At 38.2% G+C, this 23442-nt stretch carries 18 protein-coding genes, 1 pseudogene and 1 other annotated feature; of the genes and pseudogenes, 8 read left to right on the top strand and 11 right to left on the bottom strand.

All coding sequences use genetic code 11. The annotated features are described in order from the left end of the window. Window positions 1–11: 11 nt before the first annotated feature. The 3 genes from LACPOB_RS0108495 to LACPOB_RS0108505 form a co-directional block, all read right to left on the bottom strand. Entirely contained in the window at window positions 12–989 is a 978-nt protein-coding gene (locus tag LACPOB_RS0108495; RefSeq protein ID WP_017868415.1) for an ABC transporter ATP-binding protein, read from the bottom strand. After that, the gene (locus tag LACPOB_RS0108500; protein WP_017868416.1) at window positions 990–2519 is read right to left on the bottom strand and encodes an ABC transporter permease/substrate-binding protein; all 1530 of its coding nucleotides are present in this window, start codon (window positions 2517–2519) and stop codon (window positions 990–992) included. Window positions 2520–3099: 580 nt separating this feature from the next. Next, a complete protein-coding gene (locus LACPOB_RS0108505) occupies window positions 3100–3747 on the bottom strand; it encodes a metal-dependent transcriptional regulator (RefSeq protein ID WP_017868417.1) in 648 nt (215 codons plus the stop codon). Between the two features lie 108 nt (window positions 3748–3855). Between LACPOB_RS0108505 and LACPOB_RS0108510 the strand changes: the two genes are divergently transcribed. Beyond that, window positions 3856–5439 carry an Nramp family divalent metal transporter gene (locus LACPOB_RS0108510; RefSeq protein ID WP_017868418.1) on the top strand — a complete coding sequence of 528 codons (1584 nt, stop codon included), beginning with the start codon at window positions 3856–3858 and terminating at the stop codon, window positions 5437–5439. 180 nt (window positions 5440–5619) lie between these two features. On the opposite strand, the gene LACPOB_RS0108515 is transcribed toward LACPOB_RS0108510, so the two are convergent. Both LACPOB_RS0108515 and LACPOB_RS0108520 read right to left on the bottom strand, forming a co-directional pair. After that, a complete protein-coding gene (locus LACPOB_RS0108515; protein WP_017868419.1) occupies window positions 5620–6294 on the bottom strand; it encodes an HAD family hydrolase in 675 nt (224 codons plus the stop codon). A 67-nt stretch (window positions 6295–6361) separates the two neighbouring features. Beyond that, window positions 6362–7204: a MurR/RpiR family transcriptional regulator gene (locus LACPOB_RS0108520; RefSeq protein ID WP_017868420.1), complete on the bottom strand. Its 843-nt coding sequence runs from the start codon at window positions 7202–7204 to the stop codon at window positions 6362–6364. Between the two features lie 197 nt (window positions 7205–7401). Here LACPOB_RS0108520 and LACPOB_RS0108525 point away from each other — a divergent pair, with 197 nt between their 5' ends. From LACPOB_RS0108525 to gnd, 3 genes are all read left to right on the top strand, one after another. Continuing rightward, window positions 7402–8733, top strand: a complete 1332-nt coding sequence (locus LACPOB_RS0108525) for a gluconate:H+ symporter (RefSeq protein WP_017868421.1) — start codon at window positions 7402–7404, stop codon at window positions 8731–8733. Between the two features lie 91 nt (window positions 8734–8824). Next, window positions 8825–10375 (top strand): gluconokinase, encoded by a 1551-nt coding sequence (gene gntK, locus LACPOB_RS0108530; protein ID WP_017868422.1) that lies wholly within the window; start codon window positions 8825–8827, stop codon window positions 10373–10375. A gap of 73 nt (window positions 10376–10448) precedes the next feature. Beyond that, window positions 10449–11351 (top strand): phosphogluconate dehydrogenase (NAD(+)-dependent, decarboxylating), encoded by a 903-nt coding sequence (gnd, locus tag LACPOB_RS0108535; protein WP_017868423.1) that lies wholly within the window; start codon window positions 10449–10451, stop codon window positions 11349–11351. Between the two features lie 257 nt (window positions 11352–11608). On the opposite strand, the gene LACPOB_RS0108540 is transcribed toward gnd, so the two are convergent. The 5 genes from LACPOB_RS0108540 to LACPOB_RS0108560 all read right to left on the bottom strand — a co-directional run bounded on the left by LACPOB_RS0108540 (window position 11609) and on the right by LACPOB_RS0108560 (window position 17308). Beyond that, entirely contained in the window at window positions 11609–12808 is a 1200-nt protein-coding gene (locus LACPOB_RS0108540; protein ID WP_017868424.1) for an NAD(P)/FAD-dependent oxidoreductase, read from the bottom strand. 92 nt (window positions 12809–12900) lie between these two features. Further along, window positions 12901–13284: a hypothetical protein gene (locus LACPOB_RS0108545; protein ID WP_017868425.1), complete on the bottom strand. Its 384-nt coding sequence runs from the start codon at window positions 13282–13284 to the stop codon at window positions 12901–12903. Window positions 13285–13439: 155 nt separating this feature from the next. Further along, on the bottom strand, window positions 13440–14837 hold the full coding sequence (locus LACPOB_RS0108550) for an FAD-binding oxidoreductase (RefSeq protein ID WP_017868426.1): 1398 nt from the start codon (window positions 14835–14837) through the stop codon (window positions 13440–13442). 151 nt (window positions 14838–14988) lie between these two features. Beyond that, window positions 14989–16566, bottom strand: a complete 1578-nt coding sequence (locus LACPOB_RS0108555; protein ID WP_017868427.1) for a hypothetical protein — start codon at window positions 16564–16566, stop codon at window positions 14989–14991. Continuing rightward, window positions 16559–17308 carry an ABC transporter ATP-binding protein gene (locus LACPOB_RS0108560; protein WP_017868428.1) on the bottom strand — a complete coding sequence of 250 codons (750 nt, stop codon included), beginning with the start codon at window positions 17306–17308 and terminating at the stop codon, window positions 16559–16561. Before LACPOB_RS0108560 ends, LACPOB_RS0108555 begins: the two co-directional genes overlap by 8 nt. A 144-nt stretch (window positions 17309–17452) precedes the next feature. Beyond that, window positions 17453–17696 (top strand) — a binding site (T-box leader). A gap of 141 nt (window positions 17697–17837) precedes the next feature. On the opposite strand from LACPOB_RS0108560, the gene asnA reads away from it, so the two are divergent. Beyond that, entirely contained in the window at window positions 17838–18845 is a 1008-nt protein-coding gene (gene asnA, locus LACPOB_RS0108565; RefSeq protein WP_017868429.1) for an aspartate--ammonia ligase, read from the top strand. A gap of 246 nt (window positions 18846–19091) precedes the next feature. On the opposite strand, the gene LACPOB_RS0108570 is transcribed toward asnA, so the two are convergent. After that, window positions 19092–19688: a TetR/AcrR family transcriptional regulator gene (locus tag LACPOB_RS0108570; protein WP_017868430.1), complete on the bottom strand. Its 597-nt coding sequence runs from the start codon at window positions 19686–19688 to the stop codon at window positions 19092–19094. 138 nt (window positions 19689–19826) lie between these two features. Between LACPOB_RS0108570 and LACPOB_RS0108575 the strand changes: the two genes are divergently transcribed. The 3 genes and pseudogenes from LACPOB_RS0108575 to LACPOB_RS12510 all read left to right on the top strand — a co-directional run bounded on the left by LACPOB_RS0108575 (window position 19827) and on the right by LACPOB_RS12510 (window position 23413). Beyond that, window positions 19827–20549, top strand: coding sequence for an ABC transporter ATP-binding protein (locus LACPOB_RS0108575; protein ID WP_017868431.1), 723 nt, complete (start codon window positions 19827–19829; stop codon window positions 20547–20549). Continuing rightward, complete coding sequence (locus tag LACPOB_RS0108580) at window positions 20549–21700, top strand: ABC transporter permease (protein WP_017868432.1); 1152 nt, start codon at window positions 20549–20551, stop codon at window positions 21698–21700. The genes LACPOB_RS0108575 and LACPOB_RS0108580 overlap by 1 nt, the downstream gene beginning before the upstream one ends. Window positions 21701–21851: 151 nt before the next feature. Further along, window positions 21852–23413, top strand: a pseudogene (locus LACPOB_RS12510) (IS3 family transposase). Window positions 23414–23442 lie beyond the last annotated feature (29 nt).

Genomic DNA, 23442 nt, shown 5'->3' on the forward strand with positions numbered 1-23442 from the left:
GCTCCATATTTTCACTCTCCTTGATCTTCGTTTTGACTTAAATAATTCAAAACTCGTTGCCGGTTTAAGTAACCCTTTTTGTAACCAGTGTGATCTGTGATCTCCACATAGTTTTTAGCACTTAATACCTTAAATAGATCTCTTAAAACTGCATCTTCTGATAAAGTAGCTACATCTTCAACTGCATCATTTGGCAATTCTTGGATCGACTGATCAGTGAATAAGATCTTGGACACAGGCGTGTCATAAATATTTTTAGAAACACTGCCCCTAAAGAAATCACGTACAAAGTCATTGACTGGATGTTGTGCAATCTCTTGTGGTGACGCAGCTTGCAACAACTGTCCATCACTCATGATACCAATTCTGTCACCGATTTTTAAAGCTTCATCCATATCATGTGTCACAAAAACTATTGTATTATTCAACTTCTGATGCAGATCTAACACTAAGTCTTGCAAACTCGCACGTGAAATAGGGTCTAACGCACTAAACGGTTCATCCATTAATACAATAGGCGGATCGGACGAAATAGCCCGTAAGATACCGATGCGCTGTTGCTCACCTCCAGACAATTCTCTTGGATAACGTCCGCGATATTTAACAGGGTCTAACCCAACCTGTTCCAATAAAGAATCCGCCATTTCCTGAAGTTGGGATTTTGGCGTCCCCTTCATTTCAGGAATCAACGTTATATTTTGTGTAACTGTCATATTAGGAAATAGCGCAATTTGTTGTAAAACGTACCCCATCATCCAACGCAACTCTTGTAAAGGATATTCTTTGGCAGGTTTTCCATTGACCAAAACTTCTCCACCAGTCGGTAGTTCAAGTCGATTGATCATCTTTAAAGATGTTGTTTTCCCACTACCAGAAGAACCAACTAAAACAAAGCGTTCTCCTTGTTGCACATTCATATCCATCCCAGAAATAACTGTGTTCTCGCCAAATGCTTTTTGGACGTTTTTAAATTCAATTGCATTTGTCATTTAATCGTCCTCCTTTAGCAAATGATGGGATACCAAATACTGATGAGCAACTGTTGCTGGCGCTTTTTCTTGCACGTTGACCTCATAGTTCATTTCTTGCATCTCTTTTTCAGTGATCTTACCTGCCAATTTATTCAGGCTCTTGCTGACTTGCGGATGTTTTTGGGCAAAATCTTTTGTCATCATTGGTGCCCCTTGATAAGTTGGAAACATGTGCTTATCGTCTTTTAAAATACTTAAATGGTACTGGCGCAACTCACTATCAGTTGAATAAGCATCAACGATATTGATACGGTCTTTATTGATCGCTTGATACCGCAAAGCAGGTTCCATCGATTTAACTGGGAAATCTAAACCATATTTTTGTTTGATCCCTTTCAAGCCATCGCCACGGTCAATAAATTCTAAGGTCATCCCACCATTTAAGATAGACTGTACATTATTTAAGTCACTTATTTTCTGCAAATGATGTTCTTTTTTAAATTTATCTTGAACTGCCAAAGCATAAGAATTGTTATATTTCATTGGACGTAACAATTCAATATCATCTTGTTGAGCCATGATCTTGCGTGCCTTTTTATAAGTTTCATTCGCAGTTAAACCACTAGTTTGTTGGGGTTTTTTAGTCAAAGTTTCTAAGACAGTCCCAGAAAATTCTGGATAGATGTCAATTTGGTCATTTTTCAAAGCATTGTATAAGAAAGTAGTTTTCCCAAAATTAGGCTTCAAGGTGACCTTGATATGCTCATCATCTTGTTCGATCAATTCCTTATACATATTGATCAAAATTTCTGGTTCGGATCCTAATTTACCCGCGATTGTTACTGTTTCAGTCCGATTAACATAAGTGTTATAAACACTCCCGCCGCCTAATAAGGCAATGATGACCACTAAAACAGAAACTGAAGTTTTGATCGAAGCATTCTCCAACCATTTGATCAACGAACTCATAATAATCGCTAAGACACCCGAAGCAATTGCACCGATCAAAATCAGTGAAGTATTATTCCGGTCAATTCCCAACAAAATAAAAGTTCCCAATCCTCCAGCACCGATCAAAGCTGCTAAGGTCGCAGTTCCAATTATCAAAACTAAAGCCGTTCTGATCCCCGAAATAATAGTCGGCATAGCTAAAGGCAATTCCACTTTGAATAATTTTTTCATGCGGGACATACCAAAAGCATCAGCGGCTTCTTCTAAAGCCGGATCGATCTCAGTCAGGCCCAGATAAGTATTTTGAAAAATCGGCAATAAAGCATACACTACTAACGCGATCACAGCTGGGACAGTCCCAATACCAACAAGAGGGATCAGTAAACCTAAGAGTGCTAGCGATGGGATAGTTTGTAAAACACCCGTTAACTGTAAAAGAAACTCTGAGATCTTCTGATGTTTAACGACCCAGATCGCAAGTGGGATCGCGATCACCATTGCAATTAATAAAGACAGTGTCGAGATCTGCAAATGTTGCAATAATGCTTGCCACAGATCTCCTCTTCGTTCATTAAATGTTTGCATTATTTGTTCCATTTGTTTGACCTTCCATGATTTACTATTATAATTCTTATTTATACAGTAATTTTTAACAGTTTATTTCCAACATTTATTCATCGATATGATCGACTTACTTCACTGTTAACAATAGCAATTATTTACAAATCATAAAAGCAAAATCACTTAAAAACACGAAAAAGACAATCGACAGCCTGTTTAAAGTTTTTAATAGTTTACAACCAAAAAAGACATCAGAGCTCGACATACTCCAATGCCTTTCAGAAAGGCGGTTCTCTGCGGAAAACCAAAAGCACCAAAATTACAGTAGTATGCAAATTCTTACATACACTAATATATACGCAAATTTTGGCTAAATTTGTTTTTCTTTTTAATTAATTTTTCCACTATTTCCCTTCTACAATATTACCAGCTTGTTGTTTTTTTAAATGATCATAGTAATTAACGTAGGTCGGATTTGTATATAAAAAGACCTAGATCACTGCAAACCCAGCTGTTAAAAAAAGGTCCTAACTGTTGATCCAATATTTTTGGTCCATAAGAATTTTCTTCTCACCTTGTTGTAGGAGCAAATTCTTTTACACCAACAATATTTTTCTTAATCAGATAACTCAACATATAGATAACTAGCAATTTCATAATTCACCATAATTTTTTTGTCCGTCCTTGTAGCTAATACCAAAACATCAAAAACAGTATCCGCATTTTCTAAAAAATACTCTTGATCAAGCTGTAAACCTAAATGTTCAACATAGCGGATCACTTTTTTATCACTTAAATATTCCTTAAAAATAAAGTTGGTTTCATATTCAAGATCATACAAACGAGATAATCCTTCATTGTACAAACACGGTCTTTGTACCTGACTACCAAATGGAGTTACTTCTGGAAAGCCAAGATATTCATTTAATTGTCTAAACAATAAATTACTATCAAAGCTAGCCAAACACCATGCTTGCTGTGCCACTTCAACTAATGGCAAATTCAATTCCTGATCAAGCCAAACTTGACAAAGGTGAAACTTTTTCATCAAATTAGCCGCAGCTTGCTGGCCCACATTGCCCAAAGAAACTGCACTATATTTTCGACTAGTGACTAGTCCTTGCTGACGTAGTTTTTTAACATATTCGGTAGTCGTGGCCAGCGAAACTCCTAATAAAGAGGCCAACCTTTTATTGGATGTTTGACCTGTTAAATAGCTGCTTTCAAAAATTGCTCGCAAATAATTATCTGTAATACTGTGCAAAATTCACCCTCCTTTCTAACATTTTTAAGCACACCAAAGTTTTTTATTTTATTCTAAGAACTTAAGGTGTACAATGTTCATTGGTTAGAAAGAAAGGTGGTTTTACAGGTGAGTCAAAACGAGCCGACAACTCAAAAGAAGCACCATTTCGTTCAATACGCAAATGGCCGTTCCCTTGAAGAAATCAACGGAACTGTGGAAGTCCCTAAGGGCAAAGGATTTTGGAAAACACTTTTTATGTATTCCGGGCCTGGCGCATTAGTTGCGGTAGGCTACATGGACCCAGGTAACTGGTCAACATCAATTACAGGTGGGCAGAACTTTTCTTACCTTTTGATGTCTGTGATTTTGATGTCGAGTTTAATTGCCATGCTATTGCAATACATGGCCGCTAAACTGGGCATAGTAAGTCAAATGGACTTGGCACAAGCAACACGTGCCAGAACAGGTAAAGCTTTAGGAATTATTTTATGGATCATGACAGAGCTAGCAATTATGGCTACCGATATCGCTGAAGTTATTGGTGGCGCGATTGCTTTGTACCTTTTATTTGATATTCCATTGATTTTCGCTGTCTTCCTGACAGTTTTGGATGTATTAGTACTGCTATTATTAACTAAGGTCGGTTTTCGAAAAATCGAAGCGATCGTTGTTTGTTTAATTTTCGTTATTTTAGGCGTCTTCATTTATCAAGTTGCTTTATCTGACCCAAATTGGGGTGAAATGTTTAAGGGTTTCATTCCCACAGGTGAAACTTTCGCTAGCACACCTGAAGTTCAAGGTATGTCACCTATTTCTGGTGCTTTAGGTATTATTGGTGCAACGGTCATGCCACATAACTTGTACCTACACTCTGCTATTTCACAGACTAGAAAAGTTGATCATGATGATGATGAAGACGTTGCAAGAACAGTTAAGTTCACAACATGGGACTCCAACATTCAATTGTCATTGGCTTTTATCGTTAACGCTTTGCTTTTGATCATGGGTGTAGCTGTTTTCAAGTCTGGTGCAGTTGAAGATCCTTCCTTCTTTGGTTTATACGAAGCATTATCAGATACTTCTGCTTTAAGTAATGGTATCTTGATCAAGGTTGCACGTTCTGGTGCATTGTCAGTACTATTTGCGGTTGCTTTGTTGGCTTCTGGTCAAAATTCAACTATTACTGGTACTTTAACTGGTCAGGTCGTAATGGAAGGTTTCGTGCATATGAAGATGCCTTTGTGGGCTCGTCGTTTAGTCACACGTTTGATCTCTGTTGTCCCTGTTTTAATTGCTGTTCTGTCAACTAGTGGACAAAGTGAAGTTCAACAACACGTTACGATCAATAACCTAATGAATAATTCTCAGGTCTTCTTGGCTTTTGCCCTACCATTTTCAATGATCCCACTATTAATGTTAACTAATAGCAAGACCGAAATGGGCGATCGTTTCAAGAACTCCACTTGGGTCAGGATCGTTGGTTGGATCTCAGTTCTTGGATTGACTTACTTGAATATGAAGGGCTTACCAGGCTCGATTTCAGCCTTCTTCGGTGACCATCCAACAGCTGCTCAAATTTCAATGTCAAATTATATTGCCTACACAATTATCGCTGTGATCATTGCCCTATTGATTTGGACAGTAACCGACATTTACCATGGTGACAAACGTTTAGCACAAGAGCAGGCGGAAGAAAAGAAAAAGCAATAACAGACAGGTCTCTTACATGACAAATTATTCATCGATTCCTGTTTTGGTGATATGTTAGAATAATATAATTCAATAAGAATAATCAACTTCTGATGCAACCGCTAGGTCTTCAGAAAACTAAAACAAAAAAATAAGTTCATTTCATTAGCTTAAATTAAGTATGAAATGAACTTATTTTTATTACTTTTCATCTGTTGTTGTCGTAAAAAATGGCAAAACTGCTAATAAGTTAGGAACGATGATTTTAGCTAAAGCTTGGGTGGATTTATCTAAAGAGATCAGATCTGGAACGGCAATAACATCAATACCAGCTTTTGCACCTGCAATGATCCCAGTTGGCGCATCTTCAAATACCACAGCCTGCTCTTTTTTTGCTTGCGCCTTCGACAAAGCTCGCAAGTAAATATCTGGGGCTGGTTTATTTTTAGTGACCTCATCACCGCTGATAAATCCAGTAAAATAAGGCTTTAGTCCTGTGACTTGAGCAGTTTGCATGATCGTTTTTTTACCGGATGACGAAGTAATGAAGCTTTGCTTATCGTGATCTTGTAAAAACCGCAATAGATCTATCGCACCTGGCATCAACTGAATTTGACCTGAAGTTAAACGTTGTTGGTAAAGTTTCATTGCTTTATCAAAAACCATTTGCCCTAGTTCTTGATCGCCAACTAACTCTTGTAAGCGTCGGATCGAATCTGGAAACCCTCGTCCTACGTATTTATAGTGTTCGTCTTTACTAAACGAAAAACCATAATCTGCCAAAATTTGCTTACGCGTTTCGTAGTAAAGAGTTTCAGTATCTAACAATAATCCATCCATATCAAAAAAGACAAACTTTTTATCACTCAGATCCATCAATTTTACACCTCGTATTATTAAAATTTCCCTAGTACTTCATCATTATCATACGATAGTAACGTTATCATTTATGTCGTGTATTAATTATATCTTGCAAACTGTCAAATGTTTCATCAGCTTTTTTACCAAAATACTGCGCCGTCAACATGTATAAGCATTCCGTGATCGCTAACTGTGATGTCATCGATAAAAAAGCTTTCTGACGATACTGTAATGATTTAGAGATCGAAAAGAAACAAATTTTCCCGTAAGCTGTTAGTGCGGATTTAGGTGTACTTGTGATCACAATGATAGGAACGTCTTTTTTCTTTAAAATCTCAGCAATATTGATCGTATCTTTGTTACTCCCACTATGCGAGATCACAATAGCACAATCACCTTTAGTTAGCTTCGATGCCTGCATTAAAGCCATGTGATACTCAGAATTATAGGAAACATAAAGCGGAACACGCAAAAAACGATGATATGCGTCAAACGCCACGATATTAGAACCTCCCAGTCCGAAAAAAGACAGGTTCTTAGCATTGACGATCAGCTCACGCGCAGCGTATAGATCCTCTTCATGCAACAAGTCAAAAGTCTCGGTCAAAGTTTCGATATTGGCATTCAAAACTTTTTGCGAAACTGTTTTTAAAGTATCACGATCAGAAATTTCATTATCGATCGCTAAAGGAGTTTCAACTTGACTATTTAAAGCCCATTTAAATTGAGAAAAATTTTGATAGCCCATATCTTTAGCGAAACGTGATACAGTTGCTAAGGAAACCCCACTTTTTTTAGCTAATTGAGCCAACGTCATTGATGAGATCGTAGCCGTATTTTTCATGATAAGATCTGCTACTTTCTGACTACTACTACCCATACGAGCATAATTTTTTTTGATCCTTTCCGTGATCTGTCCTTCCATAACTCTCACTCCATTTTATTCGTAAATTATTTTACATTTATTTATAAAATTTCTCTTGCATTGTAACCATTTTCAATTATAATAGAGTTGTAAAAAAAAGTCATCATTTTTATTTTAATTATGCTACTTTTTTTCATATAAGATATTTTTGTCTGATTGTATTTTGTTCAAGGCAAACAAGAAAGGATGTCGTTATCATGAAATTAGTGATCGTTGCAGCCGCTGTCGTGCTGCTAATTTTCTTAATTGTGAAAGTTAAGTTAAATACATTTATTTCACTGATCGTTACCTCTTTTCTAACCGCTTTGGCATTGCAGATCCCGTTGACAAAGATCCCGGAGATCATTACTTCTGGGATGGGCGATCAACTGGGTGATCTAGCCATTGTGTTTGGTTTAGGTTCAATGATCGGTAAGTTAGTCTCTGATTCAGGTGGCGGTTACCGGATCGCACATACTCTGATCGACAAGTTCGGAAAAAAACGTATACAGATCGCCGTTATCATAGCTTCATTTATCGTCGGTCTAGCCTTATTCTTCGAAGTTGGTTTAGTTGTACTTTTACCGATCATTTTTGTTATCGCTGATGAATTAGGGTTGCCATTATTAGTTTTGGCGATCCCAATGGCTGCTACTTTAAATGTTATGCACGGTTTTATACCACCACATCCTGCTCCAACAGCGATCGCAGGAATTCTACATGCTGATTTAGGTCAAGTAATTTTATTTGGGCTTATTGTTGCTATCCCAACTGTGATCGTTTCTGGGCCAATTTTTAATCATTTTTTGCATAAATGGTATCCAAAAGTTTATCGGATACAAAAATCGATCCCAGGGCTTGGTGAAATTAAAGAATTTAAATTAGAAGAAACACCTTCATTTACCAAAAGTGTCCTTACAGCTATGATGCCAGTGATTTTGATCGGGATCTCTACGATCTTAAAATACTCATTGCCTAATAATGGATTCAACAAAGCTGTCCAATTCATCGGTAATGCTGATGTTGCTATGCTTATATCATTGATCCTAGCAATATTTACGATGGGACTCGGGCAAAAAATGTCAATGAAACACATTGGCTCGACCTTAGAATCAGCGATTAAACAAATCGCCGTGATGTTATTCATCATTGGTGGTGGCGGTGCCTTCAAGCAAGTTTTAGTTGAAGGTGGGATCTCAGATTACATTTCATCCCTATTCGCCAATACAAATATGTCTCCGATCTTAGCTGCTTGGTTGATCACTGCAATCTTACGTGTCAGCCTCGGTTCCTCAACCGTTGCTGCTTTGACTGCTGCGGGCTTAGTCGTCCCAATGATTGCCCAAACTGGCGTAAGCCCTGTCTTAATGGTTTTGGCCGTTGGTGCAGGTAGCATTTTCGCTGACCACGTTAACGACGCTGGCTTCTGGATGATCAAAGAATACTTCGGCTTGACGTTAAAAGAAACGTTCTTATCATGGACAACATTGACTTCAGTGATTTCGCTGACTGGCCTTGTCTCTGTCTATGCTTTATCACTATTTATTTAGGTAAAGTCAGAAACATTCTGCTTTATCCAGACCGTAACAAACCTTAATTTAGTTGTTACAGTCGCTATATTTTGCGAAAGGATGTCAAATAATGAACTATATTATTGGAATGGATATCGGAACTACAAGTACAAAAGCCGTACTTTACGGTAACGATGGCAAAGTTTATAGTCATGCTAACGAAGGTTATCCTTTATACCGTGATGCAACTGGTATGGCCGAAGAAGATCAAAATGAAATTTTAGAAGCTGTCACTAAAGCTTTACAACAAGTAGTTAGTCATATCGACTTTAAAAAAGATACTTTAAAAGGTGTCTCTTTTTCCAGTGCTAACCAAAGTTTGATCGCCTTAGATAAAGATCACCAACCACTAACGCGAATCCAAACTTGGGGTGATACACGTTCTACTAAATACGCAGAACAAATCAAAAATTCTGACCGTGGCCAAGCTATTTATGAAAAAACCGGGACTCCGATCCATCCGATGTCCTTACTATGTAAAATTATGTGGTTAAAAAATGAAAAGCCAGATATTTATGAAAAAGCTGCTTACTACTGTGGTATTAAAGAATATGTTTTTTATCGTCTCTTTGGTGTATGGCAAATGGATATTTCAGTTGCTAGCTGTACTGGTCTCTTTAACATTTTTGAACAACAATGGGACCAAGAAGCGATGGAGATCGCGGGGGTGACTGCAAAACAATTACCACCAGTAGTTAATGCTTACCATCAATTTTCTGGTTTAAAGGAAGAAATTGCCAAAATTACTGGTTGCCCTGCTGATACTACTTTCATTCAAGGAGCTTTTGACGGTGCCTTGTCAAACTTAGGTGTTGGTGCGATCGATAATGGTGTTGTTGCCGTAACGATCGGTACTTCGGGTGCTGTCCGCATCGTGACCGACCATCCAGTAACTGACCCGAAAGGACGCATATTCTGTTATGCAGTCGATAAAGATCATTATGTTGTTGGTGGGCCAGTCAATAACGGCGGTGATGTCTTCCGTTGGGCCCGCGATAACCTGTTTGATTCTGAAAAGAGTACAGCAGCATTGTTGCACAAAAATGCTTATGACCTATTAACAGAAATTGCTGGACAAGTTCCCGCTGGTTCAGATGGTCTTTTATTTCACCCCTACTTAAGTGGTGAACGTGCACCGATCTGGGAGGCCAACGCACGTGGATCTTTCTTTGGTTTAACACAAATGCATACTAGGGCACATATGGTCCGTGCTGTATTAGAAGGCATTGTTTATAACCTCTATACTGTTTTACTGGCTTTAGAAGAAGTGGCCGGCCAACCGAAAGAAATTTTGGCAACTGGGGGGTTCGCCCGTTCACAATTATGGCGGCAAATGCTAGCTGATGTTTTCGAACGTCCAGTTACGATCCCGCAAGACTTCGAATCGTCTTGTTTAGGAGCTGCTGTGATCGGAATGAAATCACTTGGTATGGCTAATGATTTCAACGTAGTTAAACAATTTATCGGTGAAACATCTACGTATGATCCTAACCCAGATAACTTTGATGTGTACCGCGAGTTGGTTCCGATCTACATTCGTTTAACGCGTCAGTTACGACCAGAGTATGAAAACATTGCACGTTTCCAAATCAAACACAGTCAAGCAAAAACAACAGATTGACAAACAACCTATTTGAAGAAATTTGCATAATTAATAATTCAGACAAAACACAACTAGCTAGGAGGACAATAACATGCAACTTGGTTTGATCGGTCTAGGCAAAATGGGCTGGAACTTAATGGAAAATATGTTGGATCATGGTATCGAAGTTAACGTTTTTGACGTTAACGAAGACACACGTCAAAAAGCCCAAAACTCAAAACTTAAGATAAAAGTCGCAAATGATTTAGAAAGATTAGTAGGATCATTACCACAGCCACGGATCATCTGGTTGATGGTACCGGCTGGTGGGCCAACCGATGAAAGTATCGCAAAACTAGTCGATCTATTAGATAAAGATGATATCTTGATCGATGGGGGAAATTCTTATTACAAAGATTCCATTGCACACGGACAGACTGCCGCCAAAAAAGGTATCCACTTCTTTGACTGTGGAACATCCGGAGGTATGTCAGGTGCACGTCATAACGGCAACTTTATGCTTGGTGGCAAAAAAGAAATATTCCCACAAATCGAACCACTATTTAACAAAATCGCCGCACCAGATGGCTATCTTTACACTGGTGAAGTCGGTTCTGGCCATTTCTTGAAAATGGTCCACAATGGCGTTGAATACGGTATGATGCAAGCTATTGGTGAAGGATTTGACGTCTTATCTAAGAGTCAGTTCAATTATGATAATGAAGCTGTTGCTAAAGTTTGGAATAATGGTTCTGTGATCCGCAGCTGGTTAATGGAACTTGCCCAAGAATCTTTTGCAAAAGACGCTAATTTAGACGAGATCAAAGGTGTAATGCATTCTTCTGGTGAAGGTGCTTGGACAGTCCAAGAAGCCCTGCAACTTCACGTTCCCACTCCTGTTATCAGCAGTGCTTTGATGATGAGATATCGTTCTGAAGAAAATGATACTATGACTGGTAAAGTTGTTTCTGCTTTAAGAAATGGTTTTGGCGGCCATGCTGTCGATAAAAAATAATATTTAAACGAAAGTGAGACAAAAGATGTTTTGAAGCCGATTTGTAACGGCGATTGCGTTATTTTGGGTCGTAGTGAAACGAAGAACCAGAATAACACAATCGTTGTTACAGTAAGGCTTCAATCTTTTGGAACACGTTTAAGGGCCATCGATTCACCCCATTAAATGTAATGGGATAGATCGACGGCCCTTTTAGGATCCGCACAGCTAGTTATGTCCCAGCTTTGCGCTTGTTAATTATTCAATTTATGATCAGCTTACTTTTCTTTAATCGAACCTACTAGCTGATCATTAGCTGGAGGATTAGCTATCAAATCTCTAACATCGTCAAGATCTACAACAACATTCCAAACTAAAACACCAGCCAGCTTGTTATCTTTCAAGAAATAAACGATCGTTCCATTATCTCGTTTATCAAACACTTGCTGTAACTCTGGGTCGATCGAACCCACAGCCTGCCAAGAAATATCAAAGATCATCGAGTAAAAGTATGGTGTATGTTCATAAGCTAAGTTAGCACCTGCCATATTTTTACCAACCAGTTCGCCCGAAAGTCGTGCATGGTCAACGTGTTCGATCCGTTGACGGCCTAAGATATGATCTGGATAGGAGGCAATATCACCCGCAGACCAAATTGACGGATCACTAGTCTGTAGGTGCTCGTCAACTTTCACACCACCATCAGCTAAGTCCAATTCACTTGCTTTAGCCAACTCGATTCTTGGTGTAACTCCGAGACCGATAATAATCGTATCCGCTGTGATCTCAGAACCATCAGCAGTAGAAATAACTATGTGATCTCCTTGCCGTTGATAGGATTCAACCATCTTACCACTTAAAATTTCAACGCCATTTTTCTTAAAGGTCTCTTCGTATTCGGTTCTGATTTCTTCCGGAAACTTACCTTCACCCAAGGCCTTCTCAGGGAAAACCATTGTAACCTTAGTGTTATTTTGTGTTAAAGAAGAGGCTAACTCAGTTCCGACATAGCCACCACCAATAATCACAACATGCTTGTTATTACCACTAAATTTGCGCAATTTACGGTAATCTGACCAATTTCTAAAAATCAAAACATGTGGATCATCCGGGCCTTTAATATTCCGTGGCTCACCACCAGTAGCTAATAACAATTGACCATAATGAACAGTAGTATTGTCGCCTAAATCAACTGTCTTGTTTTGGCGATCGATCTGATTAACGGTCGTATTAAACTTAAAGCTGACATCTGAAAAATCTTCAGCCCCAATCCTGATATTTTCTTCTGTAAATTCATCATCTAACCACAATTTTTTACTTAAAGCAGGTCTTTCATATGGAACATCTGCTTCTTTTGAAACAACTAAAATCGACCCATTAGTGTCTTCTTGGCGGATACCTTTGATTGCATACCCTGCAACCATTCCCCCACCGACAATGACATATTGATAACTATTACTGGTTTCGATATTACTCATCTGATCTCCTCCATATATTCTTTGATCCTAAACTTATTGTAATATACTAATGCTCATGTGAAAAAAGTGCTGTTTATACAAAAACTTAATTTCTAACTACGATCTGAGAAATTTTCTTTTGGCCTTGAGAAAAACGCTGGCAAAATATCACACAACGAAATGGTAATCGCTGGAATTAAGGCTCCTGTCACATCGTTGAGTAATCTTTCTGGCATTAGCCAAATATAAGAAAGCGTCACAATAGCAACTACTACGACACTGATCAAACGAACATTTTTGACTGTTTCTTGTCTTTTTCCAAATGGTATAGTCGTTTTCCACTCTAAAAGACCGATCCCACCAAAGACGACCGCAAATAAAAGAATTAGTGATAATAAAGGTATAGGCCACTTAAGGATTTTAAGAAAAAATCCATAAGCATCGATCATAACGGCCCACCAAAAGGTCCGGACCAAACCATATTTCCAATCGACCATTATATCCACCCTTCTCAAGATAAGTTATAAAAAACATCCCTGTACAACGTAACCATATCGTACCTACGTGAGCGTTTTCAACCAATTAGCCTATAAAAAATCACTTAGAAACGAAATATTTCATTTCTAAGCTACTCTTTATTCAAACTAAATGTTTAGTTGATTTTCCTCTTCGGGTTCATAATATTCATCGGATCAAAGAGATTCTTTAATTGATGTTGGATGCGATCAACTGCGCTTCCCAATTCAACATTATTCCACTGGTTTTTAGACATCCCCACAGCATGTTCTCCAGAAATTGTACCACCGAGTTCTAGTGCATGGCGGAACAACAAGCGGATGGCTTTAAGCACATTTTCTGGAGCATCTTCTTTGTCATTCCACAATAAGGTTGGATGTAGGTTTCCATCCCCAGCATGACCAGCTGTATAGATCTCAACACCTAGATCTGAACCAACTTGAGTAATGTAATCGGCCATGTCAGCCAATTTGGACAACGGAACTGCCATATCTTCCATTACATAGTATTTACCTTTAGCAAAGACGGCAGGCAACATGTCTTGGCGCAACTTGACTAGACTAGTCATCTCGTCAGGATCAGATGTTACCTGGACTCCCCAAGCATGATGTTTTTCTAAAATCTTTTGTGATTCGTTTTCTTGCAGATCACTGGCTCCGTCAAAGCTAAAAATCAATAATGAAGATGATTCACTTTTACTATAGCTAGTTTTTTCATATTCATCCAAAGCCTTAACCGTTTTTCCGTCCATAGCTTCAAGCATAGCTGGGTTTAAACCAGAATTTCTCAAGTCCGCAACACCTTTAGCCAAAGCCGACATATCCTCAAAGAAAGCAACACCTGTAATCGATTTACCAACTGGTTGCGGTACTAATTTAACAGTAATTTCAGTAATAATACCAAATGTTCCTTCTGAACCTACAAATAGCTGTGTCAGATCATAACCAAATGCTTGCTTGAAAGTACGACCACCTAAGCTGATCTCCTCACCATTTTCGAGCATAACTTTCATACCCAAAACAGCGTCTTTAGTAGCACCGTATTTTACACCACTCATACCACCAGCATTAGTAGAGACGTTTCCACCAATCGAAGACATTGGCTTAGAAGCTGGATCCGGAGCATAAAACATCCCTTGCTTTCGGGCAGCTTTATCCAGATCTTGATTGATCACACCCGGTTCAACAACAGCTAATGAATCAGCCTTGCTAACTTCTTTAATATGATTCATCCTTGCAGTTGAGATAATCAATGCATCATTGATACCATCAGCACCGATCACGGTACTCGTGTCGGCTCCTTGGGGAACGATTGGTAGATGGAAAGTTGTCGCTGTCTTAACAACACCACGGATATCCTCTACGTCGCCAACTTCGATATATGCTAAAATATGGCCCACGATCTTTTTTTGTGCGTTACCATTAGCTGCATGCTTATCTGCTAGATCATCATCTAAATGAATTTGTGCGTGGGGTGCATTTTGTTTCAAAAAATCTATGACCTCGTCATTAGTATATGCTGAAAAAATTGCCATAATACCGATACTTCCTTTCGTCTATTTATCTTCTAATTAAATCCAACAATTCTTTTCAAAATAACACTTACTTTTTGTAAGCAACTTACAAAAATATTGTACGTCTTTTTTTGCAAAATGCAACCCTTTTAAGCAAAAACTTTCTTTACGCTTAAATCCATACTTTCTCCCAGACGCTTTTGTAATGTAACAGCCATACTCCGACAATCAGCACAACTATCACACTCGCGACGCCATTAGTAATTAGTGGTGCAAAATAAACCCCTAGTGTATAAAATGTTAAAATAAGGGCGCTAACAAGGACAGAACCAAACATATTAAAAACAAGGCCCAAATTCCCAGCTCCGCGACTAAATAACTGACTAACCTCTGTCCAGTCCAAGCACAATAAACGATAATCACGGTTAAAATAGTAGAGGCTGGCGAGGTAAGTTCCTAACAAACCTCCTAGAGATAAACTAAAAATATGCACTACCGGAAAAGAAAAGACCGTCCCTATAATAATCGTGATCAAAACTATCAATGTCCCTTGAATCTGTATGACAAATAAAAATTTTTCTTTCAAATACTCTCCCAACAATAGAGGCAGTGAACGAACAAACAAAAAGTTTTGTTGATCCAAAGAGATCGCATTCGCAACCAACGATGTTTGATTTGTCGTGATCGTTGCTAAAGCAACCCCTCCTAGAAAAGTTACACCTAAGAAATTTAACGACAGTTGGTTAAAATCGTAATTCCCAGAAACGCCAAAGCTGAGCGTAAATATAACAGGTAACATCACTGAATTAGAAAACATCTGCATTAACAAACTTGCATTGTTGATCAATTGAGTGTTGTAGTGACGCAATAACTGATGTAAATTTTGCTTCTTTCTTCTTTTTTTCGTAGTTTTCTTTACAGTTTGAGTTGATGCTAAAAGTTGTTCAGTCAATTTAGGTAAAAACAATTTGCTAAAAATCACTAATAAGAACACAGTTAAAATCAATAAACCAATCCAGCTCAACCATCCATTTATTTGTTCAGGTTGTGTTAAGCTGTAAAAAAACGTCAACAAAAAAACGATGGGTCTCCTATCATTACCACTAGCAGTTGCATCTGCTTGCTGATTCATGGTCATAACACCAATTACAGCTGTACCTGCTGCAATAATCAGTAACAAACTAGTCACTAATTGCCGGTGTTTTTTAAACAACTGTGTTTTCGTCAGCCCAAAAACAATGAAACTACATAAACTAAAAATAATACTTAAAAATAAACCAAAAGCAACTAAACCCAAAACAATAGCAAGTGGTGGAAAAACTTTTGCTCGTAATGCTGTCAGAATAAAGACTAGCAAAACGGGCAAAACAAGGGGCAGCATCGCCAAAACTACCACCATAATTTTTGAAATAAAAACTTCTGCCTGAAAGAATGGTAGTGGTAAAAAATTAGGTAAATCAGCACTTTCGAAAAAAACATTATAAATCGCCGAAATTCCTTGAGAAAATGCAATCACACCAAATAAAGCGACATAATAGGTGAACGTTCCTGGCATAGCGCTAAAGTCAAAAAATATCAGTACCACACCATAAATTAATAAAAAAATCAGCCCTGAATAAATATACTGGCGGTAAAGTGATCTAGTTAACTTTTTACCACTTTTTCCTTTATCCCGTTGTTGCATCGTTTGCTGCGGATTAGCATAACGTAAATTCACTTTGATCAATTCTTTTAAACGCTTTTTATTCATCAGCCTCACCCGCCTTTAGCAAACCTTGCCTGCCAGCCATACTAAGATAAATGTCTTCTAATGATTTTTCTGGATACTGAGACATTAATTCTGTTAATGTTCCATTATAAATCAACTGACCTTTTTTCAAGATAGCTAACTTATCACATAATTGCTGTGCTGTTGCTAAATCATGTGTTGAAAAAATAACCGTTTTTCCTTTTCGTGCATGTTCTTGCATTAATTGTTTAAGGTCATATGCTGCTTGTGGATCTAAGCCTTGCATCGGCTCATCTAAAATCCAGATATCAGGATCTGACAATAAGGCTCCAATCACGATCACCTTTTGTCGCATCCCATGTGACAAGCTGCTGATCGTATCATACCGTTGAGCAGTTAATTCAAATAAAGCAGTCAGCTGCTCCACACGTTCCTGCTTAAGTTCATCTGACAGTTCGAAAGCTGCTCCCAGCAAATCCCAATATTCTTCAGCACTTAATTGTAAAAATAGGTCCGGTGTATCAGGAACATAACCAATTTTTTGTTTAATTTCTTGCCGATGAGTTTTTAACTCTTGTCCATCAACTAAAATTTGACCAGATGTTGGTTCAATAATACTAACCAAGCTCTTGATAGTTGTAGATTTTCCAGCTCCATTATGGCCTAAAAAGCCAAAGATCTCCCCTTCTTTAATGTTCACATCTAATTGATCTAAAGCTCTCTTCTTTCCATAAACTTTACTTACTTTTTTCAATTCAATCATTTCTCGTCGCCCTCTTTGCTAGTTAAAATTTATTTTTAATTATACGTGTGGTACTAGTTTGTAACAATGGGAGATCTTAATTTAAGTAAATGCAAAAAGTTCTTCCCTTTTTCAATTTTTGTGCTAGAATTGAGTTCAATAAAGTTAAAGACAATGCGAAAGATAAGTAAACTATTTAGCGCTACTAGAGAGTTGGGGATTGGTGGAAGCCTGATAAGCCAACAGATGGTTGAATAACACTTTCTTAGTTGCATGCCCAAATGAATGATCAGAGTAGGTTTTGACGTTTTTCGGTCCGTTACCACCGAACATGTATGATAGTACATGAGTAGAGATGTTTATTTAGTGTAAACAATTTGGGTGGTACCGCGAGTCCTTCGTCCCGGAGATGGGATGAAGGACTTTTTTATACTCAAAAACATTCTGCAGAATGTTTCACGTGAAACATTTTATCCTAAACTTACTCGTCCTTTACTAGTCAATATCCATCAGACTAACTTTATATAATATATTGAAAGGAACGATTTATATGCCAACTATATTTCCAAAAGATTACTGCTCCACTTTATCTGTTAAAGATACAGAACAAGCAATTCGCTATATTAGAGAAACATTTCAAGATGAATTTGGGGAACAAATGAATCTCAGTCGTTTAACGGCGCCAATGTTTGTCAGCCAAGATACTGGACTTAACGACAATCTTAACGGCGTGGAAACCCCTGTTTCATTTACGATGAAGGCATTACCTGGAAAAACGATCGAAATCGTTCATTCCTTAGCAAAATGGAAACGCGATGCTTTAAGACGTTACGGTTATGGAATTCACGAAGGCCTTTATACTAATATGAATGCGATCCGTAAAGACGAAGACTTAGATAATTTCCATTCAATTTACGTTGATCAGTGGGATTGGGAAAAAGTTATCACCAAAGACGAACGAAACTTTGATACACTGGAAGCTATCGTCCAACAGATCTTCAAAGTTATCAAACACATGGAAGATGAAGTTTGGTATAAGTATCCACAAGCCGTTCATCATTTGCCCAAACATATTCATTTTGTGACAACTCAAGATCTGGAAGACCGGTATCCAACTTTAAGCCCCAAAGAACGTGAAGACGCTATTTGCAAAGAACTTGGAGCAGTTTTCTTAATGCAGATCGGTGGTAAATTAAAGAGTGGCAAACGTCACGACGGCCGTGCACCAGATTATGATGACTGGACATTGAACGGTGATATTTTATTTTGGTATGAACCACTCCAACGTGCATTAGAACTTTCCAGTATGGGGATCCGCGTTGACAAAGGTGCATTGCAAAAACAGCTCGAACTAGCTGATGCCACAGACCGTCTGAAATATCCTTACCATCAAATGATCATGCATGATGAAATGCCACTCACTATTGGTGGTGGGATCGGTCAGTCTCGATTGTGCATGTTACTTCTTGGCAAAGCACACGTTGGCGAGGTACAAGCTAGCATTTGGCCGCAAGAATTGATCGATGAGTGTGAAAAACACCAGATCCACTTACTGTAAATATGTCATGATAAACCTGGGATATAACTAGGAAGAAGTAATTAAAACCATCGCCGACCTTAGAGGTCAAAAAATATCACAAGTAAAATTAGAAGTATTTAATGGTAAGAAAGTCGCCGACACACACCAAAGTCACGGACTCTGGGAAGAAATGTACTTTGGTAAAACACTTGATGTTTAAGAAAAAATTAGCTAAACAGTCCTTTGAATTGCTGACAAACGTCAAGAATTCGGAGGGCTATTTTATTACTGCTCATTAAAAAGATCATCGTTCAATAAGATGGGCGAGACTAATTTATCCAAGATCATTTCAAATTCGTCTGGCGTTTCTTTAAAATCACGTTCAGCCCATTCCCCAATTAAATTTGTCATTAAGCCGATCATTCCTCTAAAAACATAGTCTTTTGAACCATTCAAACTAGACATTACTCCTGTTTGTAGCCAAACTTTTCGTCCAACTCTCGCTAATTTTGATAAGAATGAAGGATCGCCTTTCTCACCTAATAAAATTGCTAACCTCTCACGGTGCTCATAAACATAAGATGCTACTCGATGGTAATATTCTTGTAGTTTTTGACCATCAATGTTTCTAGTAGTCACTTCTTCAACAGGGGCCTTTTTCACTATTTGTAATAAATCATTAAACAGCTCATCTTCTTCGCTGTTTAATAAGGCTTCTTTATCTGCATAATGTGCATAAAAAGTAGTCCGGTTAATTTGTGCTTCCGCTAATAATTGCTTAATAGTTATCTGGGCGTAGCCTTTTTCTCGTAGTAATTTCCAAAAAGCGTGACTGATTTTTACCTTGGTTTTCCTAACACGTAAGTCATTTTTCCTTATCATATCAACGTTTGCCCTCCATTACCCAACTATTATCATTAGTTTGTCGGTTGTTTTACTTTTCTATCATAACTATACTTTAATTAAACAACTTCTGTTGGATAAAATTCAACAAGTAAATTTAAATTAGGATGTGAAACAATGACAGAAAAAGTGATCGCTCTAAATCATTTAGTCAAAAAATTTGGCAAAAACACGATTTTAAGGAACGTTAACTTAACCATTTATCCGGGGCAGATCATGGGGTTGATTGGTCCATCCGGTGCTGGTAAAACAACCATTATCAAAACTATGCTGGGAATGGAAAAAGCCGACGATGGTGAAGCGCTTGTTTTTGGTGAAAAAATGCCTAACCGACAATTATTGTCACGGATCGGATATATGGCTCAGGCAGACGCTTTATACACTGATCTGACTGGAAAAGAAAATCTCGAATTTTTTGCCAAAATGAAAGGTATCAAAAAATCACAAATCGAAGAAGAAATCAAACATCAATCTGAAATTGTTGATTTAACTGATTATCTTGACCAAAGAGTTTCTACATATTCAGGTGGGATGATGCGTCGCCTATCTTTAGCGATCGCATTACTGGGTAAGCCGGAGCTACTAATTTTAGATGAACCAACTGTAGGGATCGACCCTGCCTTACGTCGCCAGGTTTGGCAAGAGCTAGACCGAATCAGCAAAGAAGGACGCGCTGTTTTAGTCACGACCCATGTTATGGATGAAGCTGAATCTACGGACGTCGTTGCCCTCATTTTAGATGGTAAGATCATGGCCTCTGATACCCCTGCTCACTTAAAAGAACAGTATGAGGTAAAAACTATTGAAGATGTCTTCTTAAAAGCAGAGGGGAAATTATAATGAGAGTTTGGGCAATTATGCAACGGCTATTTAAGGAACTTCTACGTGACAAACGGACTTTGGCGCTAATTTTAGGTGGTCCCGTGATCGTTTTAGTTTTATTAAATGTTTTATTCTCAGTAAATATGACAACTCATGTTCGTATTGCAGCTGTTGACGTTAAGCAAGAGCTTCGCGAAAGCTTAGACGATGTGAAACATATCAGCGTTACTGAATACAGTAGTAAAAAAGAAGCCAAGAAAGATATAACTAAAGATAAAACCGATACTATCATCAAGCAAGACGATAATCATTTTAACGTGACTTATGCTAATACTGATTCCAGTAAAACAAACGCAGTTAAACAAGCTTTGCGTTCTGTCTTGATCAAAGAACAAGTCAAAGGACTCGCAAAGTCTAATGGTCAATTAGTTAAGCAGCTAAAACAATTGACGCAATCACTTCCGCCAGAAGTAAAAGGACAACTACCAACACAAAATTCGTCTAGCAATAAACAAAGTGCTCAAAAAACGAAAATCAGTAATCACTACTGGTATGGCGACTCAGATACAGGCTTTTTTGATAAAATCGTTCCGATTATTTTAAGCTTCTTTGTTTTCTTATTCGTTTTCTTGATTTCAGGTTTAGCTTTGTTAAAAGAAAGAACAAGTGGTACTTTGGACCGTTTGTTAGCTACACCTGTTAAGAGAAGTAATATCGTATTTGGTTACATGGCAAGTTACGGATTATTAGCTATTTTACAAACTCTGATCATTATTTTCGTTGCAGTTTGGCTACTAAAAGTCGAGATCGTCGGTAATATTTGGTCTGTGTTATTCATTAATATTTTAGTTGCTTTAGTTGCTTTAGCCTTCGGGATCTTATTATCTACTTTTGCTGAATCTGAGTTTCAAATGATCCAATTCATTCCACTGATCATTGTTCCTCAATTGCTATTTTCTGGTTTGATTCCATTAGATTCAATGCCTAATTGGGCCCAAGTTTTTGCAGGGATCATGCCACTTAAATATGCTGGTGATGCCCAAGCATCTATCATTTTGTACGGTAAAAGCATTACCACTGAAGGTCTAAACATTGCAGTCTTACTCTTATTCTTGGTTGTTTTAACTATCATCAATGTTGTTGGTTTAAAGAGATATCGGAAAGTTTAGAGTTCAGCTTTGAATATATAAAACGAGACTGAGACAAAATTAGCTGTCCAATCCTAAAAGGGCCGTCGATTTTACCCAATTTGATATGCTCTCCTTATAGTAGACACGGAAATAAACAAAATCCGTATTCTATTATTAAGGAGAGTTTTTTATGTCTGGAAGAACCAACAAAGCAACTTTAGCTGAGCGTCTACAAGCCGTTACTAGTATCCTGCAAGGACAAACATCAGTTAAGGCAGCTGCCAAACGAGTAAAAGCATCCCACTCGACCATAGAAAACTGGCTCCGAGCGTACCGAGCAGCTGGAGTGACCGGTTTAGAAGAAAGTCATACGCGGAAAGTATATTCAACTGAGCTAAAACTTCAGGCAGTGCTAGCTTATTTGTCTAGTAACTGGTCTTTAAAATCTGTCTGTGATAAGTATGAAATTTCAAGTAGATCTGTTTTACGTCGCTGGATCGATCAGTATAATAGTGGTAAAACACTAGAGCAAAAGCGAGGTAACTCACAGATGAATGCAGGACGTAAAATCGGATTGAAAGAGCGTATCGAAATCGCCCAATACACCATTGCCAACGAACTAGATTATCAAAAAGCCATGAAGAAGTTTGGTGTTTCATATAGCCAAGTTTATTCGTGGGTCAGAAAATATCGCGAGCAGGGGTCAGACGGGTTGGCAGACCGCCGGGGTAAAAGTTTAGCTTCTAAACCCCAACTGTCAGAAAAAGAAGCACAAGAATTACGCATTAAAGAATTAGAGGCCCGTAATCAGTACCTTGAAGTAGAAAATGACTTGTTAAAAAAATTGAAGGAGATCGAGAGGAGGACCGGGAGAGATTGATCTCAAAAAAATTTCAGATAATTGACGCTTATCGTCAGGGAACAACTTTACCAGTTAAAATGATGTGTTCAATTATGGCAGTTTCCCGTTCAGGTTATTATAAATGGTTGAAACGTCAACCTTCTGCTCGAGAAATGGAAAATAACTGGTTAAAAAAGTTGGTGGAAGAATTATTTCATGAACACCAAGATGTTTGGGGTTACCGGCGCATAACAATGGTTTTAAATCATTTTTTACAGCCGCGCCAGCCGCTAGGACGCAAAAAAGTTCGTCGTTTAATGCATGAATTAGGTCTCCATTCGATCATTCGGCGTCAACGACGCTCCACAACCCGTGCCGGGTATTTCAATTTTGAAGAAAACCTGTTAAACCGCGATTTTAGCGCCTTAGGACCTAACCAAAAATGGGTCACAGACATTACCTATCTGACCTATGACAAGGGACAAAAAGCTTACTTGAGCGCAATTAAAGACTTGTATGACGGCACGATCATCAGTTATAAGATTGGCCGTAAGAATGATTTATCATTAGTCATTGACACGCTTCGTGCAGCTAAGCAAAGCCAGCCTTTAGCTAAGCCACTCTTACACAGTGATCGCGGCTCACAGTATACTTCCAAATCCTACCTACGTTACACCACTGAATTAGGTTATACCCGCAGCATGTCGCGTGTGGGTAAATGCATTGATAATGCACCCATGGAAAGCTTCTGGGGGCATTTCAAAGAAGAGTGGTACGATCTTCAAGATTATGCCAGTTTTGGTGATCTAAAGGGATCGATTGATGAATTTATTTACTTTTATAACTATGAAAGGTATCAAGAACGACTAAACGGCTTGAGTCCTTTAGAATTCAGGACGCAAGCCGCTTAAGCGATCTTCAATTAATCAGTTACTTAGCT

This window comes from Ligilactobacillus pobuzihii E100301 = KCTC 13174, assembly GCF_000349725.1.
GTDB classification, from domain to species: Bacteria; Bacillota; Bacilli; order Lactobacillales; family Lactobacillaceae; genus Ligilactobacillus; species Ligilactobacillus pobuzihii.

Coding starts and splice junctions, on each gene's coding strand:
- LACPOB_RS0108570 (WP_017868430.1), bottom strand. CDS start 19,688: ATGATAAGGAAAAATGACTTACGTGTTAGGAAAACCAAGGTAAAAATC.
- LACPOB_RS0108575 (WP_017868431.1), top strand. CDS start 19,827: ATGACAGAAAAAGTGATCGCTCTAAATCATTTAGTCAAAAAATTTGGC.
- asnA (WP_017868429.1), top strand. CDS start 17,838: ATGCCAACTATATTTCCAAAAGATTACTGCTCCACTTTATCTGTTAAA.
- LACPOB_RS0108555 (WP_017868427.1), bottom strand. CDS start 16,566: ATGAATAAAAAGCGTTTAAAAGAATTGATCAAAGTGAATTTACGTTAT.
- LACPOB_RS0108515 (WP_017868419.1), bottom strand. CDS start 6,294: ATGGATCTGAGTGATAAAAAGTTTGTCTTTTTTGATATGGATGGATTA.
- LACPOB_RS0108540 (WP_017868424.1), bottom strand. CDS start 12,808: ATGAGTAATATCGAAACCAGTAATAGTTATCAATATGTCATTGTCGGT.
- LACPOB_RS0108545 (WP_017868425.1), bottom strand. CDS start 13,284: ATGGTCGATTGGAAATATGGTTTGGTCCGGACCTTTTGGTGGGCCGTT.
- gntK (WP_017868422.1), top strand. CDS start 8,825: ATGAACTATATTATTGGAATGGATATCGGAACTACAAGTACAAAAGCC.
- LACPOB_RS0108520 (WP_017868420.1), bottom strand. CDS start 7,204: ATGGAAGGACAGATCACGGAAAGGATCAAAAAAAATTATGCTCGTATG.
- LACPOB_RS0108525 (WP_017868421.1), top strand. CDS start 7,402: ATGAAATTAGTGATCGTTGCAGCCGCTGTCGTGCTGCTAATTTTCTTA.
- LACPOB_RS0108500 (WP_017868416.1), bottom strand. CDS start 2,519: ATGGAACAAATAATGCAAACATTTAATGAACGAAGAGGAGATCTGTGG.
- LACPOB_RS0108550 (WP_017868426.1), bottom strand. CDS start 14,837: ATGGCAATTTTTTCAGCATATACTAATGACGAGGTCATAGATTTTTTG.
- LACPOB_RS0108560 (WP_017868428.1), bottom strand. CDS start 17,308: ATGATTGAATTGAAAAAAGTAAGTAAAGTTTATGGAAAGAAGAGAGCT.
- LACPOB_RS0108580 (WP_017868432.1), top strand. CDS start 20,549: ATGAGAGTTTGGGCAATTATGCAACGGCTATTTAAGGAACTTCTACGT.
- gnd (WP_017868423.1), top strand. CDS start 10,449: ATGCAACTTGGTTTGATCGGTCTAGGCAAAATGGGCTGGAACTTAATG.
- LACPOB_RS0108495 (WP_017868415.1), bottom strand. CDS start 989: ATGACAAATGCAATTGAATTTAAAAACGTCCAAAAAGCATTTGGCGAG.